At 66.9% G+C, this 16696-nt stretch carries 14 protein-coding genes, 2 tRNA genes and 2 riboswitches; of the genes, 7 read left to right on the forward strand and 9 right to left on the reverse strand.

The window, feature by feature from the left end; genetic code table 11:
* Positions 1–9: 9 nt before the first annotated feature.
* On the reverse strand, positions 10–417 hold the full coding sequence (locus tag B9C43_RS51955; RefSeq protein WP_037272154.1) for an OsmC family protein: 408 nt from the start codon (positions 415–417) through the stop codon (positions 10–12).
* Positions 418–504: 87 nt separating this feature from the next.
* Here B9C43_RS51955 and B9C43_RS51960 point away from each other — a divergent pair, with 87 nt between their 5' ends.
* Positions 505–1803, forward strand: a complete 1299-nt coding sequence (locus B9C43_RS51960; RefSeq protein ID WP_033387620.1) for an APC family permease — start codon at positions 505–507, stop codon at positions 1801–1803.
* Between the two features lie 4 nt (positions 1804–1807).
* On the opposite strand, the gene B9C43_RS51965 is transcribed toward B9C43_RS51960, so the two are convergent.
* The 4 genes from B9C43_RS51965 to B9C43_RS51980 form a co-directional block, all read right to left on the reverse strand.
* Positions 1808–2305: a hypothetical protein gene (locus B9C43_RS51965; protein ID WP_084434631.1), complete on the reverse strand. Its 498-nt coding sequence runs from the start codon at positions 2303–2305 to the stop codon at positions 1808–1810.
* A 259-nt stretch (positions 2306–2564) separates the two neighbouring features.
* On the reverse strand, positions 2565–2738 hold the full coding sequence (locus tag B9C43_RS51970) for a helix-turn-helix domain-containing protein (protein ID WP_084434632.1): 174 nt from the start codon (positions 2736–2738) through the stop codon (positions 2565–2567).
* Positions 2739–2748: 10 nt separating this feature from the next.
* Entirely contained in the window at positions 2749–3405 is a 657-nt protein-coding gene (locus tag B9C43_RS51975; protein ID WP_084434633.1) for a response regulator, read from the reverse strand.
* Positions 3406–4252: 847 nt separating this feature from the next.
* Positions 4253–5398 carry a sensor histidine kinase gene (locus B9C43_RS51980; protein ID WP_084434681.1) on the reverse strand — a complete coding sequence of 382 codons (1146 nt, stop codon included), beginning with the start codon at positions 5396–5398 and terminating at the stop codon, positions 4253–4255.
* A gap of 127 nt (positions 5399–5525) precedes the next feature.
* A riboswitch (glycine riboswitch) is annotated at positions 5526–5613 on the forward strand.
* Positions 5614–5706: riboswitch (glycine riboswitch) on the forward strand. It begins immediately after the preceding riboswitch.
* A 25-nt stretch (positions 5707–5731) separates the two neighbouring features.
* On the opposite strand from B9C43_RS51980, the gene glyA reads away from it, so the two are divergent.
* From glyA to B9C43_RS51995, 3 genes are read left to right on the forward strand one after another with little or no spacing between them, the layout of a single operon-like run.
* Positions 5732–6973, forward strand: coding sequence for a serine hydroxymethyltransferase (glyA, locus tag B9C43_RS51985; RefSeq protein WP_084434634.1), 1242 nt, complete (start codon positions 5732–5734; stop codon positions 6971–6973).
* Positions 6970–8343: an L-serine ammonia-lyase gene (locus B9C43_RS51990; RefSeq protein WP_084434635.1), complete on the forward strand. Its 1374-nt coding sequence runs from the start codon at positions 6970–6972 to the stop codon at positions 8341–8343. Before glyA ends, B9C43_RS51990 begins: the two co-directional genes overlap by 4 nt.
* Before the next feature lie 16 nt (positions 8344–8359).
* Entirely contained in the window at positions 8360–9088 is a 729-nt protein-coding gene (locus tag B9C43_RS51995; protein ID WP_235039347.1) for a FadR/GntR family transcriptional regulator, read from the forward strand.
* Here B9C43_RS51995 and B9C43_RS52000 read toward each other — a convergent pair.
* From B9C43_RS52000 to B9C43_RS52010, 3 genes are all read right to left on the reverse strand, one after another.
* Complete coding sequence (locus B9C43_RS52000) at positions 9085–10488, reverse strand: DUF4153 domain-containing protein (RefSeq protein ID WP_200826095.1); 1404 nt, start codon at positions 10486–10488, stop codon at positions 9085–9087. The two genes, B9C43_RS51995 and B9C43_RS52000, sit on opposite strands and share 4 nt — an antisense overlap.
* Positions 10489–10575: 87 nt before the next feature.
* Complete coding sequence (locus B9C43_RS52005) at positions 10576–11553, reverse strand: sensor histidine kinase (protein WP_033387614.1); 978 nt, start codon at positions 11551–11553, stop codon at positions 10576–10578.
* A complete protein-coding gene (locus B9C43_RS52010; RefSeq protein WP_084434636.1) occupies positions 11550–12230 on the reverse strand; it encodes a response regulator transcription factor in 681 nt (226 codons plus the stop codon). Before B9C43_RS52010 ends, B9C43_RS52005 begins: the two co-directional genes overlap by 4 nt.
* 157 nt (positions 12231–12387) lie before the next feature.
* Here B9C43_RS52010 and B9C43_RS52015 point away from each other — a divergent pair, with 157 nt between their 5' ends.
* Positions 12388–13317: an SMP-30/gluconolactonase/LRE family protein gene (locus tag B9C43_RS52015; protein ID WP_084434683.1), complete on the forward strand. Its 930-nt coding sequence runs from the start codon at positions 12388–12390 to the stop codon at positions 13315–13317.
* Here the strand turns inward: B9C43_RS52015 and ilvD are convergent.
* Positions 13314–14978: a dihydroxy-acid dehydratase gene (ilvD, locus tag B9C43_RS52020; RefSeq protein WP_033387611.1), complete on the reverse strand. Its 1665-nt coding sequence runs from the start codon at positions 14976–14978 to the stop codon at positions 13314–13316. The two genes, B9C43_RS52015 and ilvD, sit on opposite strands and share 4 nt — an antisense overlap.
* A 65-nt stretch (positions 14979–15043) precedes the next feature.
* On the opposite strand from ilvD, the gene B9C43_RS52025 reads away from it, so the two are divergent.
* Both B9C43_RS52025 and B9C43_RS52030 read left to right on the forward strand, forming a co-directional pair.
* Positions 15044–15118 (forward strand) — tRNA-Arg (locus B9C43_RS52025).
* Positions 15119–15190 (forward strand) — tRNA-Thr (locus B9C43_RS52030).
* The last annotated feature ends 1506 nt before the right edge of the window (positions 15191–16696 follow it).

Consider the following 16696-nt stretch of genomic DNA (forward strand, 5'->3'; position numbering starts at 1 on the left):
GTACGTCGATCAGGCGAAAGTCAGCTTCACCGGCGTGCCCGGCTCGACCGAGTGGCTGACGGTGCAGGTCAGGTCGACGGCCTTGGTGACCAGCTTGACGAGCTGCGCCTGGTCGGCCTCGCTCAGCTTGGCCATGTCGAGCTCGAACTTGGTCTCCACACTGGTCACGCGGTCGGCTTCGACGTCCTTCTCGGCGGTGACGACCATGTCGATGGCGGCGTCATCGCCGAGCCTGCGGGAGATGACGCTGTCAGCCGAGAGCGTCGCGCATGCCCCGAGCGCGGCCATCAGCAGCTCGACCGGGGAGAAGTCCGCGCCGTCCTGCGAGCGGCCGATGGTGATCTCGGCGCCGCGGGCGTTGGTGGCGACGAACTTGGCCGGTGCGGCCCGCCGGATCTGGACCGGTGTCGGGTTCATGGAGTGTTCTCCCATCAGGTGGTCATCGGTGGCCCCACGGCGTGGAACGTGGTGAGGTCCGATCATGTTCCACCAAGAGGGGCGACAGTGAGCGAGATCCCCACCCTCAAGCGCACGCTGACTCTACGTGACCTGATCGTGTACGGTCTGCTGTTCATCGGGCCGCTGGCGCCTGTTGGCGTGTTCGGCGTTCTCGACGGGCGCAGCGGCGGAGCGGTGGCACTGGTCTACCTGATCGCCACGATCGCTATGGGCCTCACGGCGTACTCCTACGCGACGATGTCGACGGAGATCCCCAAGGCGGGGTCGGTGTTCTCCTATGCGACGGCTGGGCTGGGCAAAACGGCCGGGTTCTTCGCCGGGTGGCTGGTGCTGCTGGACTACCTGCTGATCCCGAGCGTGGCCTACCTGTTCACGGGGATCGCGACGAACGCACTGGTTCCCGAGATCCCGATCTGGCTCGCGACCGGAGTGGCGATCCTGCTGACGACGACGGTGAATCTTCTTGGCGTCCGGCTCGCGGCGGTCGTCGGTTTCATTGTCCTTGTCGTCGAGATCGTGTTGCTGGCGGTGTTCGTCGTCGCCGCTCTGGCTGTGTTGATTTCAGAGGGCGCCCAACGGCCGTGGCTCTCGCCGTTCACTGGCGTGTCCGGGTTCGACCTCACAGCGGTGGTCGGCGCGGTGTCGGTCGCGGTGCTGTCGTACCTCGGCTTCGACGCGATCGCATCCTTCGCCGAGGAGAACGTCGGACCAAGCCGGATAGTCGGCCGGGCGACGCTGTTCTGCCTCGTGTTGGCCGGTGGCCTGTTCGTGCTGCAGACCTACCTCGGCGCACTACTGACCCCGGTCGATCCGTCCGGACCCGATGGCCAGGTCTTCTACGAGATGCTGCGTTCCAGTATCGGCCCGTGGCTGGCGGTAATGATCACGACGGTAAAGGCCATCGGGCCCGCGTTCTCCGCCATGGTCGCCCAAGCTGCCGTCGGCCGCCTGATCTACAGCATGGCGCGCGAGTCACGTCTGCCACGTCAACTGGCGTCGATCGACAGCCGCACCAAGACACCGTGGACGGCGATCTTGGTCTCCGCGGTGCTCACGTTGGTGATCGCCGTGTGGGCCGCGGGTCGTGATGACGGCCTGGACATCTTGGTGTCGATTGTGGACGTTGGTGCACTGGCGGCTTTTACGCTGCTGCATTTGTCCGTGATCGGTTACTTCCGTGGCAGGTACAAGGTTTTCGCGCATCTGGTTGTGCCGACCGTCGGCGCGGCGGTGATGATCGCGGTGCTGGCTCTGTCGAGCACAACGGCTCTGATTGTTGGTGCGATCTGGCTGGCCATAGGGATTGTCGTGAACGTGGCCGGATCCCGTGCCAGAGTGAGCTAGGACCTCACCGGGCCGACGTGGTGAGCCGACGTGCTAACGCGGTGAACTCCTTGAGTGCTTGCGAACTGGCCGGCAGTGCCTGGTAGGCCTCGGGAGAGTGAGACCGTCGCTCAGCGGGCGGCAGGCCAAACCACAGTCCGCGAACAGCACGGTCAGCGTCGCTGACCGCCTCCGCGCTCGCGATCAGTTCATCCGGCCCGGTAAGCCGGATCAGTAGCAGCGCCTTCTTGAGATCGTTGCGGGCGCTCCAATACCGTTGCTCAGTTTCAGTGATCATTTCCGCTGTCGCGGGCATCGGCGTTTTGTCCTCGCGGATGGTCCGCAGCAACCACTTCACTGCCTCCCGGGCTTCGGCCGCCGCCTCCACCAGTTCGGCGCAGCGCAAGGCCCTGTCCTCTCGCAACCTCGTCCGCGCAGCGACTTTGGCTTTGACCGGCTCAAGGAACACCCCGAGTGACACTCCGGCGAGCGCGAACAGCCCCGTGATGAACGGAATCAACATGCGGGAACCGTCTCACACCGTCGGCTCCACCAGATGCGAAACGTCGGAGGGCAACCGGCCTTGTGGGCGTTGGTTCTTCGCGGCTGTCTGCGCTGCTGCTAGATAAAGCATGCCAAGAGATTCAGCAGGAGTTGTGTCCTGTGCGGACGGATTGCCTGCTATCGCATCCGTGATGGCGCGCTCGGCTCGGTGTCGTGCCCTGAGTCGTGTGAGTGCTCCGGCTCTGGTCATCGACGCGAAGCCGACCAACGCAGGGTCCTCAAGTGCGCGGGCGGCTTCGAACGCTCGTCTTGTCGAATCGTCGCTCGCCTTTCTCCAACATCGACAGGTACGACTTCGAGATTCCCGCAAGATCGGCCGCGGTTTCCAGGGTGATTCCGCGGCGTTTGCGGATCCACCGTGCTCGTCCACCGATGTCAGCTGGTGCGTTCATGAGAACCTCCCTACTTGGTGGATGGCGTGATGAGGGCGGTTTCGTAGGCGACGATGACGAGCTGGGCGCGGTCGCGGGCTTGGAGTTTGGACAGCAGGCGGCTGACGTGCGTCTTCACGGTGGCCAGGCCGACGTGGAGGTGGTCGGCGATCTCGGTGTTGGACAGGCCGCGGGCGATCAGGGCGAGGACCTCGCGTTCGCGGTCGGTGACGCCGTCGAGCTCGCGTGCGGTGGCGTTGGCAGGTTCCGGACGGCTGGTGAACTCGGCGATCAGGCGCCGGGTCACGGTGGGGGCCAAGAGGCTTTCGCCCGCCGCGATGATCCGGATCGCGGACAGCAGGTCGGCGGGTGGGGTGTCCTTGAGCAGGAAGCCGCTTGCTCCGGCACGCAGGGCTCCGTAGACGTACGAGTCCAAGTCGAACGTGGTGAGCATCAGGACTCGAGTGTTCGTTGAGGCGCAGATCTGCCGCGTCGCCTCGATGCCGTCCATCTCCGGCATGCGGACGTCCATCAGGGCGACGTCGGGCTGTTCGCGGCGGACGAGTTCAATCGCCTCGATGCCATTGCCTGCCTCGCCAACGGTCTGCAGACCGTCGGCGGTGTCGATCAGCATCCGGAAGCTGCCGCGCAGCAGCGCCTGGTCATCTGCGACGACAACGCGGATCACGGGTGAACTCCTGACGCAGGTGGTGTGGTCATGCTCGTGTCCACCATTCCAGCACCCCGTGTCCACCTTCGCGGCACCACGAGATGCACGTTCCAACACGGTGAGATCCGCGTTGCGACACTGTGAGATGCATGCTCCGACACAGCGAGATGCCCGTTGCAGCACTGGGCCGGTGGGGCGACGGGGTGGCGATTGATCACGGGGTGGTGCCCTTCGGATAAGGGCTGGGCGGCGGAGGCTGCGCAGCCGAGGGCTGAGCGGAGCGAGGGCTCGGGGGTGCGGGGACGGGCGGCCAGGCGAGGTGGGCAGTGCGGCTGGGCGGTGTGTGGTGGAGGAGCGATGCCAGGTGGAAAGGCGAGGGATGGGCTTTCGCGGGAACGGCTTCGCGGAAAGGGAGAGCGGGCAAGGCAGCGGTGAAAGGGCGTGGATGGGTGGAAGAAGGGCGTGAGTGGGCAGGGGAGGGGGAGAGCGGGACGGGTTGGCGGGCAGTGCGGGCTCGGCGGTGTGGCCGAGGAGCGATGCCGGGTGGGAAGACGTGGGAAGGGGTTCGTGGGAAAGGGAGAGCGGAGAAGAGGGAGAGCGGGACGGGTTGGCAGGTAGCGCGGGCTGGGTGGGGTGTGGTCGAGGGGCGGGAAGGGTGGCTTGGCGTGGGGAGGGCTTCGTGGGGAAAAGGGAAGGGGAAAGAGGGGAAGGGAAGAGCGGGGACCGGTTGGCGGGCGAGGCGGGCGGTGAAAGGGCATGCAAGGGGCATGGATGGGCAGTAGAAGGGCGTGGGTGGGCAGGGGATAGGCATGGATGGGCGGGCGTGCGGGAAAGCGGCAAGCGCGAGCACGTTGGTGTGGTGGGGTCATGGTGGGTCGGCTGCGTAGGGCAGGCTGGCGGACACGGCGAAGCCCCCGGAAGGCAACGGGCCTGCGGAGAACTGGCCGCCGTACATCATCACGCGTTCACGCATGCCGATCAGGCCGTGGCCGGAACCCGGAGTGCCGCCGCCACGGCCGGAGTCGATGACGGACACGCGGACGTGGCCCTCGGACGCGCTGACGTCCACGGAGCAGGGGACCGGACCTGCGTGTTTCACCACGTTGGTGAGGGCCTCCTGGACGATCCGGTACACCGACATCTCGAGGCCGGTCGGCAGCGAGAGCGGTGGCGCGGTCATGGTCACGTCCACGCCCGCTGTCCGGGCGCGTTCGGCGAGATCCGGCAGGCCGGATAAGCCGGGTGCCGGCGCCAGGTCTGGGCTGTCGGATCGGAGGACGCCGAGCATTCTGCGCATGTCGTTGAGGGTGTCGCGGCTGGTTTGTTCGATGACGCGCAAAGCGTCGCGGGCTTCGTCGGGGCGTTGGTCGGCGATGTGGTTGGCGATTCCGGCTTTCACGGCGATCAGGCTCATGCTGTGCGCGACTATGTCGTGCAGTTCGCGGGCGATGCGCAGGCGTTCGTCGCTGACCATCGAGTGGGCGAGTTGTTGCGCGGATCGATCGGCGTACGTGCGGCGGGCCTCCACCCAGCGGCCGACGGCCCATGTGGCGACCATGACCAGGCTGACGAACGCGAGGATGTCACTAGGCATGCCCGAGAAAGATCCCGTGTTGATGGCCGTGATCGTCACCGCGACCACGCCGCTGCCGAGACCCGCCGCCAGGGCTATCACTGGTCTGCGGTTGGTGACAGCGAGGATGTAGAGCGCGGCCGCGGCGGGCACCCATGGCTCACGGGTGGCGTTGAAGACCGTGGTCACGACGGCCCCGAGCAGGGTCAACGCGTACACGGGAACAGGCCACAGCCTGCGTACCGCCATCGGCATGGTCGCCAGGATCGAGATCAGCCAGCCGAACCACATCGGCCCGGTGAACGGCGGCTGGCTGTCGTCCACGATCGACAGGAACGAGATGTGCGCGATCAACAGCACCACGGCCGCCACCGTGTCGAAGGCGACGAGCTCCCACAGCTTGAGTCTGCGGGCCAGGAATGGGCGTTGGTCGGACATGCACGCAACGTTATCGAAGCTGGTCAGATGGGGCATCCGACTGCGGTCCATCATTCTTGAGGTGGACTCCGCCCAGGGTCTGAGCGTAGGTTGACCGGAGTCTTGGACAACTTCATATGGGCCGCTACGAGCCGCGGCGGGAGAGTCTCCGCACAGGAGCACCGAAGGAGCAAGCCTCCCCGCAATCTCTCAGGTACAGCTACCGCCGTGGCCAGGCCACTCTGGAAAGCAGGCTGAAACACGCCTCGCCAACGGTGAAAGCCGCACAAGCGGTGAAGCTCTCAGGCAAAAAGGACAGAGGGGGAGTTCCCGACGACAAGGAGGAGCTCCCGGATGTTCGACGCCGAACTGTCCACAGTAGACCCCGAAGTTGCCGGGGCGCTCGCCGCCGAGCTGGCCCGCCAGCGCGGGACACTGGAAATGATCGCCTCCGAGAACTTCGCACCGCTGGCCGTGCTCGAAGCACAGGGCTCGGTGCTGACGAACAAGTACGCCGAGGGCTACCCCGGCCGTCGCTACTACGGCGGCTGTGAACACGTCGACGTCGTCGAGCAGCTGGCGATCGACCGGGTGAAAGCCCTGTTCGGAGCCGAGCACGCGAACGTCCAGCCGCACTCGGGCGCGCAGGCGAACGCCGCGGCGATGGCCGCACTGCTCGAGCCGGGCGACACGATCCTCGGCCTCGACCTGGCGCACGGCGGCCACCTCACACACGGCATGCGGATCAACTTCTCCGGCCGTCTCTACAACGTCGTGGCCTACCACGTGGACAAGGACACCGGCCTCGTCGACATGGCCGAGGTCGAAGAACTCGCCGTCCAGCACCGTCCCAAGCTGATCGTCGCCGGGTGGTCGGCCTATCCGAGGCACCTCGACTTCGCGAAGTTCAAGGAGATCGCCGAGAGGACAGGCGCCAAACTCCTGGTGGACATGGCCCACTTCGCCGGTCTGGTCGCGGCCGGCCTGCACCCGAACCCGGTGCCCTTCGCCGACGTCGTCACGACGACCACCCACAAGACCCTGGGCGGCCCGCGCGGTGGCGTCATCCTGACCGGCAAGGACCTGGCCAAGAAGATCAACTCATCGGTGTTCCCCGGTCAGCAGGGTGGGCCGTTGGAACACGTCATCGCGGCCAAAGCGGTGGCCTTCAAGCTGGCGGCCACCGACCAGTTCAAGGAACGCCAGCAGCGCACCCTTGACGGAGCACGCATCCTGGCCGAGCGCTTGCTCGGCGCGGGGTACAACGTGCTCACCGGAGGCACCGACGTGCACCTCGTGCTCGTCGACCTCCGAGAGTCCACACTGGACGGGCAGCAGGCCGAGGATCTGCTGGACAGTGTGGGGATCACGGTCAACCGTAACGCCGTGCCGTTGGACCCCAGGCCACCGATGGTCACTTCCGGCCTGCGGATCGGCACTGCCGCCCTGGCGACAAGGGGTTTCGGCGCGGCGGAGTTCACGGAGGTTTCCGACGTGATTGCCGAGGTACTCCAGCCAGGAGCCGACCTTGCCGCGGCGCGGGCCCGTGTCGAGGCGCTGGCCGGCAAATATCCGCTCTACCCTGGCCTGTCATGACCATCAGCGTTTTCGACCTGTTCAGCATCGGGATCGGGCCGTCCAGTTCACACACGGTCGGCCCGATGCGAGCGGCACGCACGTTCGCCGCGGGGTTGGCTGAGCACGGTCTGCTCGAACACACCGAGACCGTCCACGCCGAGCTCTTCGGGTCGCTCGGCGCGACCGGCCACGGGCACGGCAGCCCGAAAGCCGTTCTGCTCGGGCTGGAAGGGGAACGTCCCGAGGACGTGGACACCGGTTCGGTCGACGCGCGGGTCGCGGGCATCCGTGACCGGCAGCGGCTGAAGTTGCTGGGGCAGAAGGAGATCGTGTTCGTCGAGGACACCGATCTGGTGATGCACCGGCGCAAGTCGTTGCCCGCGCACCCGAACGGGATGAAGTTCGCCGCCTTCGACGCGAAGGGCGAACAGATCGCCGCGCACACGTACTACTCGGTCGGCGGCGGGTTCGTCGTGGACGCCGAAACCACCGGCGAGCTGCGGATCGTGCCCGATACGACCGTCGTGCGGTACCCGTTTCGCACCGGCGCCGAGCTGCTGGAGCACAGTGCCGCGACGGGATTGCCGATCAGTCAGGTGATGCTGGCCAACGAGCTGTCCTGGCGCACGGAAGACGAGATCAAGACCGGCCTGCTGAAGATCTGGAACGTGATGCAGGAGTGCGTCCGCAACGGATGCGAGAAGGAAGGCGCGCTGCCAGGCGGACTCAAGGTCCCAAGGCGCGCGAAAGCCCTGCACGACAAGCTGATCCATGAAGACGGTGCGCAAGACCCGTTGCACGCCATGGACTGGATCAGCCTGTACGCGCTGGCCGTCAACGAGGAGAACGCGTCCGGGGGCCGGGTCGTGACGGCGCCGACCAACGGCGCGGCGGGCATCATCCCCGCGGTCCTGCACTACTACGAGCGCTTCGTGCCGAACGCCGACGACGAAGGCGTGATCAGGTTCCTGCTCACGGCCGGTGCGATCGGCGTGATCCTCAAGGAGACGGGGTCGATCTCCGGTGCGGAGGTCGGCTGCCAGGGCGAAGTCGGGTCGGCGTGCGCGATGGCCGCGGCCGGTCTCGCCGAGGTGCTCGGCGGCACGCCGCTGCAGGTCGAGAACGCCGCCGAGATCGGTCTGGAACACCACCTCGGCCTGACGTGCGACCCCGTCGGCGGGCTTGTGCAGATCCCGTGCATCGAACGCAACGCGGTCGGCTCGACCAAGGCGGTGCACGCCGCGCGGATCGCGTTGCGCGGCGACGGCTCGCACATCGTTCCGCTGGACAAGGCCATCAAGACGATGCGGGAGACCGGAGCGGACATGAGCACGAAGTACAAGGAGACCGCCCGTGGCGGCCTCGCGCTGAACGTCATCGAATGCTGATGCCTACACTGCTGCCGTGACCGATTCGGACGTTTCGACCTTGGCCAGCGCCGACGAGGCGCTGTTTCGGCCTGTCCGGACGGGCAACGCGTTCGAGGAGACGGTGGAACGCCTGCTCCAGGCCATCCGGCTGGGGGTCGCAGGCCCGGGTGAGCGGCTGCCCGCGGAACGCGACCTGGCGACCCGGCTGAACATCAGCCGGGTCACGCTTCGTGAGGCGATCCGCGCGCTGCAGGAGGCCGGGTACGTCGAGTCAAGGCGCGGCCGGTACGGCGGCACGTTCGTCAACGAGACCTTGCCTGCGGCAAAACCCGCGGGCAGGCAGGTCGCGCCGAACGAACTCGACGACGTCCTGACCATGCGCCGAGTGCTCGAAGTCGGCGCGGCCGAGGCGGCGGCATCCCGTCCGCTGACCGACTCCGACCGCACCTACCTGCGGGATCAGCTGACCGAGGCGCGGACCGAAGACCTCTCGGAGTACCGGCGCAAGGACTCACGGTTGCACCTGGCGATCGCCGAGGTCGCCGCGTCGCCAACGTTGACATCGGCCGTGGCCGACGTCCGGGTCCGGCTGAACCAGCTGCTGGACGCGATCCCCTTGCTGCCGACGAACATCGACCACTCGCACACCCAGCACGCGGCGATCGTCGAGTACATCCTCACCGGGGACGCGGTGGGCGCACGGGACGCGATGGCCGAACATCTCGAAGGCACCGCGTCCCTGCTGCGCGGCTTCTTGTCCTAGTAGCAGAGTTCACGGTTGGCCGCGACGATCGGCCGTGCGGTCGCGCGGCTGACGTTCCAGCTTTGCCACGAGCGGTCGTACATCCGGATGTTCGCCCCGGCCAGCGCGCACGCCCTATGTTGCAACGGCAGCTTGGCCAGCGCGGGCGCCGCGTCCGCGGAGAGCCTGGACAGGTATTCGACGTCGATCTTGCCGGTGGCGTCCAGCCGCTGGACGTTGTGCTCGGCGATCAGCTTCTCCGGGTTGAGCATCGCGAACGCCAGCAGTCCCGTCAGCGCCGAGCCGACGATCGCGCGTGGCAACCAGCGGGCCTCCAACCGGACACCGGCGACGATCACCATGACGTACACCAAGCCAAGCCAGAGCTCGAACGCCTCTACCGACAGCCGCAGCACCGTGAAGCCGTAGGCCTGCTGGTACGTCCACATCCGGCTGAGCGCGGACGCGACAATCACCAGCACGAGCACGGACAAAGTGCCCAGCAGGCCACGCAACCAAGCGCGGTCTTTCGCTGTCCGTCGTGGCGCCCAACGAATCACGGCCGCCACGACGCCGAGCGTCAACACGGTCACGGCAAGCAGTTGCCAGAAACCACTGCGGGCGTAGGTGGCGAAGCTGACTTCCTCGGTGTCCAGGACATACTTGATCCCGCCGAACAACACGGTGAACTGGACCGCGGCGAATCCGGCGAACAACATCACCAGAATGCCCACGGGCATCGCCCATTCCGTGACCGACAGCCGGGACGGTGGCCGGTCGTTGTCGGGCAGCTCTGGCGGCGCCGTGATCACCAGGCTGGCGCCGGCTGTGCCCACCGCGACCAGGACGAACATCAGCACCGAGCGGGCGACGAAGTCCGCGTCGATCGAGGGAACGACGTTCGCAAGGATTTTCGCGAACGCGGCGTCCGCACCGGCGAGCAGCGGCACGAAGACAAGCAGCAGAACCGCGCTGATCAGCACCGAGTTGGTGAGCCGGAGCGCCTTCCTGGTTGTCTTGCGGCGCAACGCACCCAGGCCTCGTGCCACCCACGGCAGCGCGAGCACGCTGCCGAGCGCGACCGACACCGAGCCCAGCAGCACACCCCAGATCGACCGCCCACCCGCGACGGCGAGCGAGGCCGCGGCGACCGCGCCCAGCAGGCACATGGCGAACAGCCAGTCCGCGTCACGGAAGACGGTGACGGCGACCAACGCCAGCGACAACGTGCCCCAGACGATCGTCCAAGGTTTCAGGCGGCCCATGACCCGCCAAGCCGCCCCGGCGCACACAATCGCCACGACCAGATATCCGATGCCCGATGTGGTCTCGGGTAACGCGACCGCACCCGCGGCACCGGCGATGCCAATGGCCAGCAGGGTTCGTGGCGGTGCGGGTTCGGCGGGTTTCTCCCAGCGCATGATCGTGCTGTAGGTGGCGGGTGTAATTACTGAAGATGCATTCATTAATTTCTCCATGGTGGAAGCTCGTGCGTGGTTGTGCGGGTTCTAGCCCGGAGAACCAGGCAGAACGAGGCGGATACCGGCCGGATCGACGACCGAGATCTCGCCGCCGTGCAGGTCGATCACCCAACGGGCGATGGCCAGGCCGAGACCCGTGCCACCGCCCGCTCTCTCCCCTCGGGTGAACCGTTCGAACACGCGCTCACGGTCGGCAGGCGCGATACCCGGGCCTTGATCACGGACTTCGATCACCACGCCGCCGTCGCCGACCGGACGGGACACGATGACGATCTCGCCGCCCTGCGGGCCGTGCCGCATGGCGTTGTCCAGCAGGTTCCAGATCACCTGGTGCAGCCGGGCGCGGTCGGCGAAAACCTTGCCCGGCCGGACATCCAGCACGAACCGAGCATCCCTTCCGGACACCTCGGCCTCGGCGACGACTTCGTCGAGCATCGGGGACAGCTCGAAGTACTCACGGTGCAACGGCGTCACACCAGCGTCCACTCGGGACAGGTCGAGCAGTTCGGACACCAGGCGCCCCAAGCGTTCCGTCTGTGACAGCGCTGTCCGCATGGTCGCTGGATCCGGCTCGGCGACCCCGTCGACCACGTTCTCCAGCACCGCGCGCAAGGCGGAGATCGGTGTACGCAGCTCGTGCGACACGTTCGCGATCAGCTCGCGACGCTGCTGATCGGCCGCTTCCAGGTCGGCGGCCATCGTGTTGAACGCCTGCGCCAGCTCACCGACCTCGTCGCGGGACGTGGCCCTGACTCGCTGCGAGTAGTCCCCACGAGCCATCACACGTGCTGCGGCCGTCATCTGGCGCAGCGGCCTTGTCATCCCGTGCGCCAGGATCTGCGAGGTCACGATGCCGACCCCGATGGCGATCAGTGAGGTCTGGGTCGGCAGCCAGCCGAGCCGGATCCGGAAGTACGCCAGCGCGGCGGCGCCCGCGCCCGCGACCAGCAGGCCGATCTTCATCTTGATCGACCGGATCGGGTCGAGTGGTCTTGGCAGGCTCATTTGGGCACCTCAAGGGCGTAACCGACACCGTGCACAGTGCGGATGAGATCGGCGCCGAGCTTGCGACGCAGCGCCTTGATATGGCTGTCCACGGTCCGCGTGGCCGCCTGGTCGGTCCATCCCCAGATCTCGCTGAGCAAACGCTCGCGCGGCACGACCGCGCGCGGCCTGCCTGCCAGGTGAGCCAGCAGTTCGAACTCCGTCGGCGTCAGGTGCGCGGGTTCCCCGGCCCGCTGCACCCGGCGCTCCACCGGGTCGATCTCCAGGTCACCGAGCACGATCGTCGAACCAGGACGCTGGTTGCGCTGCACCCGCCGCAGCAAGGCGTGCACGCGTGCGGCGAGCTCACGAATCGAGAACGGCTTGGTCATGTAGTCGTCGGCGCCGACGGCGAGACCGACCAGCAAGTCGGTCTCGTCGTCTCGTGCCGTCAACATCAGCACAGGCACAGGGCGGTGCGCCTGCACCTGACGGCACACCTCCAGGCCGTCGAAGCCCGGAAGCATCAGGTCGAGCACGATCAAGTCCGGCACGACCTGCTCGGCCTTCGCCACGGCCGACGGCCCGTCGTGCGCCAGTTCGACCTCGAACCCCTCCGCGCGCAGCCGCGCGGCTATCGACTCGGCGATCGTCAGCTCGTCCTCGACGACCAGGATCCGCCGTTGGCCCTCCCGCATGAACCCGACCCTATGCGCGGCGTATGGAGGTGGGAGGGGAGATGTGTGAAGGATTTGTGGATATGGGCGGCCTGTCGATTTGCTGTCGATTGGCCCAATTGGCCGGGTTCCGCGAAAGGATCGCCGCGTCATCAACATGCAAACGATAGGAGTGAGCATGTCCCGAAGACTTGGTGTGCTGGCCGCGGTGCTGGTGGGAGCCGCCCTCGTCGCACCGGCGGCGGCCGCCGAGACTGACCGGTCTGGTCGGTTCCCGACCGAGTTCGCCCTGCCGAACGGGTTCATGCCCGAAGGCATCGCGATCGGCGACGCACCGACGGCGTACTTCGGCTCAAGACGTGACGGTTCGCTCTTCCGCGTCGATCTACGGACCGGCAAGGGCGAGGTGTTCTCCCAGGGCCCCGGCACCCCGTCGGTCGGCCTCAAGATCGACTCGCGCAAGCGGGTGTTCGTCTCCGGCGGCGCCGGCGGCGACGCGCGTGTGGTGGACGCGCGTTCAGGTGCCGTGCTCAAGAGCTACAAGTTCGCGGACACCGACACGTTCGTCAACGACGTGATCGTGACCAGCCGGGCCGCCTACTACACCGACTCACGCAAGGCGGTGTTGTACAAGATCCCGTTCGGGCGGCACGGCAAGCTGCCCGAGACCTTCACGCCGATCCCGTTGTCCGGGGATTTCGTCCTGACTCCCGGCGTGAACAACGCCAACGGAATCGCTGAGACACCGGACGGCAAAGCCCTGCTCATCGTGCAGAGCAACACCGGGTTCTTGTTCCGGGTCGACCCGGCGACCGGCGTGGCCAAGCGGGTCGACCTCGGCGCGGAGGTGCTGACCAACGGCGACGGCCTGCTCGTCGAGCGCAACACGCTCTACGTCGTGCAGAACCGGCTGAACACCGTCGCCGTGTTCAAGCTCAACTGGCCGGGTACCACGGGCAAGCTGGTCACCAAGGTCACGGACCCGCGCTTTGACGTGCCGACCACGGTGGCGTCGTTCGGCAACCGTCTCTACTTGCCGAACGCACGATTCAACACGCCACCGGAGCCGACCACGCCGTACAACGCGGTCGCCATCCCGAAGCCCTAGGAGCAGATAGCTCCCTGAGCTGCAGAGCCGACGAGACGGGCGTACTTGGCCAGAACACCGGTCCGCCTCGTCGGCTCCGGCGCCGTCCAGCCCTCCTTGCGCCGCGCCAACTCTTCGTCGGAGATCTCCAGGTCCAGGGTCCTGGCCTGCATGTCGAGCACGATCCGGTCGCCGTCCTTGACGAACGCGATCGGCCCGCCGTACGCGGCCTCCGGCGCCACATGCCCGATGCACAGACCCGTTGTGCCACCTGAGAAACGACCATCGGTCAGCAGCAGGACGTCCTTGCCGAGGCCCGCGCCCTTGATCGCGCCGGTGACCGCCAGCATCTCGCGCATGCCCGGGCCGCCGCGCGGTCCTTCGTAACGGATCACCACGACGTCGCTGGGCTTCAACGTGGTCAGGGCGTCCATTGCGGCCTTCTCGCCGTCGAAAACCCTTGCGGTTCCTTCGAACCGGGACGAGTCGAAGCCCGCGCTCTTCACCACGGCACCTTCCGGCGCCAGGCTGCCGTGCAGGATCGTCAGGCCGCCGGTGGGGTGGATCGGGTTGGCCAGCTTGCGGACAACGTCACCGTCAAGCTCCGGCGGCGCGAGCTCTTCGAGGTTCTCCCGCAGCGTCTTGCCGGTCACGGTGAGACAGTCGCCGTTCAGCATTCCCGCGTCCAGCAAGGCTTTCATCACCACGGGCACGCCGCCGACCCGGTCGACCGCGGTCATCACGTGCCGCCCGAACGGTTTGACGTCCGCGAGGTGCGGGACGCGGTCACCGATCCTGGTGAAGTCGTCCAGCGTCAACTCGACTTCGGCCTCGTGCGCGATCGCCAGCAGGTGCAGCACGGCATTCGTGGAGCCACCCAAGGCCATCACGATCGCGATCGCGTTCTCGAACGCCTCACGCGTCAGGATCTGGCGCGCGGTGATGCCTTTCGCGAGCATCCCGACAACGGCCTCGCCACTGGCGCGAGCGAACGTGTCGCGGCGCCGGTCGACCGACGGCGGGCTCGCCGAACCAGGCAGCGACATCCCCAGCGCCTCGGCCGCGCAGGCCATCGTGTTCGCGGTGTACATGCCACCACACGCGCCTTCACCAGGGCAGATCGCGCGTTCGATCTTGTCGACCTCCTCGCGCGTGATCAGGCCACGCGCGCACGCGCCGACGGCCTCGAACGCGTCGATGATCGTGACTTCCCGACCGTCCACAGTGCCCGGAAGAATCGACCCGGCATACAGGAAGACCGCGGCGACATCGAGACGCGCGGCCGCCATCAGCATGCCTGGCAGGCTCTTGTCGCAGCCGGCGAGCAGGATCGCGCCGTCCAGCCGCTCGGCCTGCATCACCGTCTCCACCGAGTCCGCGATCACCTCACGGGACACCAGCGAGAAGTGCATGCCCTCGTGGCCCATGGAGATGCCGTCGGACACCGAGATCGTGCCGAACTCCATCGGGAACCCGCCCGCGGCGTGCACACCCTGCTTGCTCGCCTGGGCAAGACGCTGCAGGGAGAGGTTGCACGGCGTGATCTCGTTCCACGAGGACGCGACGCCGATCTGCGGTTTGGCGAAGTCCTCGTCGCCCATTCCGACCGCCCGGAGCATGCCCCGGGCCGCCGCCCGTTCCAACCCATCCGTGACATCGCGGCTACGCGGCTTGAGATCCATGCCGCGAGCCTAGTGCGGAAATGAACGGGCGGCCCGGCCGTGTGGCCGCTACGATCTCCGCTGTTCATGGAGTAGATCAGCGGTAGATCGCCTGGCTTCGGACCGGGAGGGCGCGGGTTCGACTCCCGCCTCCATGTCCACCTGGTGTAGATCAGCGGTAGATCACCCGGCTTGTATCCGGGAGGGCGCGAGTTCGATTCTCGCCACCAGGTCAAGCCGTCATTTGGGGGAGTCATGTCCTACGCGACCGGCCAGCTCGCGCGTGCGCTGGCCAGGCTGACCGAGTCTGGCGACCCTGGTGCGTTGAAGAAGATCCGGCAGTGGGAAGACGTCATCACCGGAGTTCGCGACGGCACCATCACGGTCGGCTCACGCACCCCGGTCGCGGACACCCCGGCCTGGGTGACGCTCGAAGTCGCGCATGGCGGGTTCGCCACCGGCCGGTACCTGTCCGAGGTGCCGTTGAGCAAGGAGGAACAGGCCAAGCTCGGTGAGCTGCCATCCGACGTGCCTGGCGAGACTGATCGTGAGCGCCTGAACCTCTGGTACCTCAGTGACGAAGGCCAAGCCGAGTTGCTGGCGGCACTGCGCGCGGGACGTTACTGGGTGGACCTGCCTGAGGACATGGCGCTCGCGGTGGTTGCCTTGTTGCTGGACAAGGGGTTCGCTGAGCAGGCACTGGACCTGGTCGCCGAGCTGCGGCCGCTGATGCACCGGCTGCGGTTCGTCCCCGGGTTCGTTTCCGTGCCACGCCCGTCCGGAATGGCCGTACGACTGGCGACCGTGCGGGAGGTTTCCGAGTCGCTGCGTGCTGTCCAGGTGCCGCAACAACTTGCGGTGATGCGTGAGACGTTGGGCGTGTGGAACCCGCTGTACGACAGGCTTGTCGCGTTGTGGTGTCAGACCGTGGACGGCGAACTGCCGTACTTGGAGGACGGCGTGGTCCACGGAGGCTGGCCGTGCAAGCAATGGCCCGACGGATGGGCAGACGAGCGCTCTCGATGGCTCGCCGACTACGCCGCCACGGCTCGTGAGCACACGCCGACAGGACGGCACGCCCATAAGAAGAGCAACTTCGTGCGCCTGCACACCGCACTGCTTAACAGCGACGCGCTGTCCGCCCGGGACGTGGGCTGGATTCGTCGTGCCATCGCGAACACCGTGACCCGCAACGGCGCTCCGGGCTCGTCCGAACGCACCGGATTGCGGGCGGCGCAAACCGCTGTCGCCGTCGCGCCGACCCACGAGAACCTCGCCAAAGTACTGGTCAACCGGCTTGATCAGTACCCGGCCGCGGGTGGCCTGGCCTCGATCGACCCGGTCGTGGAACCTGTCGACGGGGTCTGGGTCCCGTATGCGCTGCACCGAAAGGTCATGCGCGCGATGGAGGCGCCGGCGGACGTGCTGATCAGGCACGGCGTGATCACATCGGGGGAGGTGCTCGCCACCGTGCTGCCGCAGGTGACCTCACGGTTGATGTCGTCGGGCATCAACGACCCGATGGCAGCGGAGTGGTACGAGCAGACGTACACCGCGTTCCGGCGTCGGCGCAGTCTGTTGCTGCTCAACCTCGAGCACCAGGTGCAGTTCAGTGAGCTGCCGTGGGTCCGTGCGCTGTCGGCGTTCCGGACGTCTGAACAGGACGACACATTGACCGTCCGGCACGCGCTGCAGCAGACGAGTCTGCTCGCAATGACCGCGTTCCCGTACGCGATCAT

The sequence above is a fragment of the Kibdelosporangium aridum genome, assembly GCF_900176515.1.
GTDB lineage: Bacteria > Actinomycetota > Actinomycetes > Mycobacteriales > Pseudonocardiaceae > Kibdelosporangium > Kibdelosporangium aridum.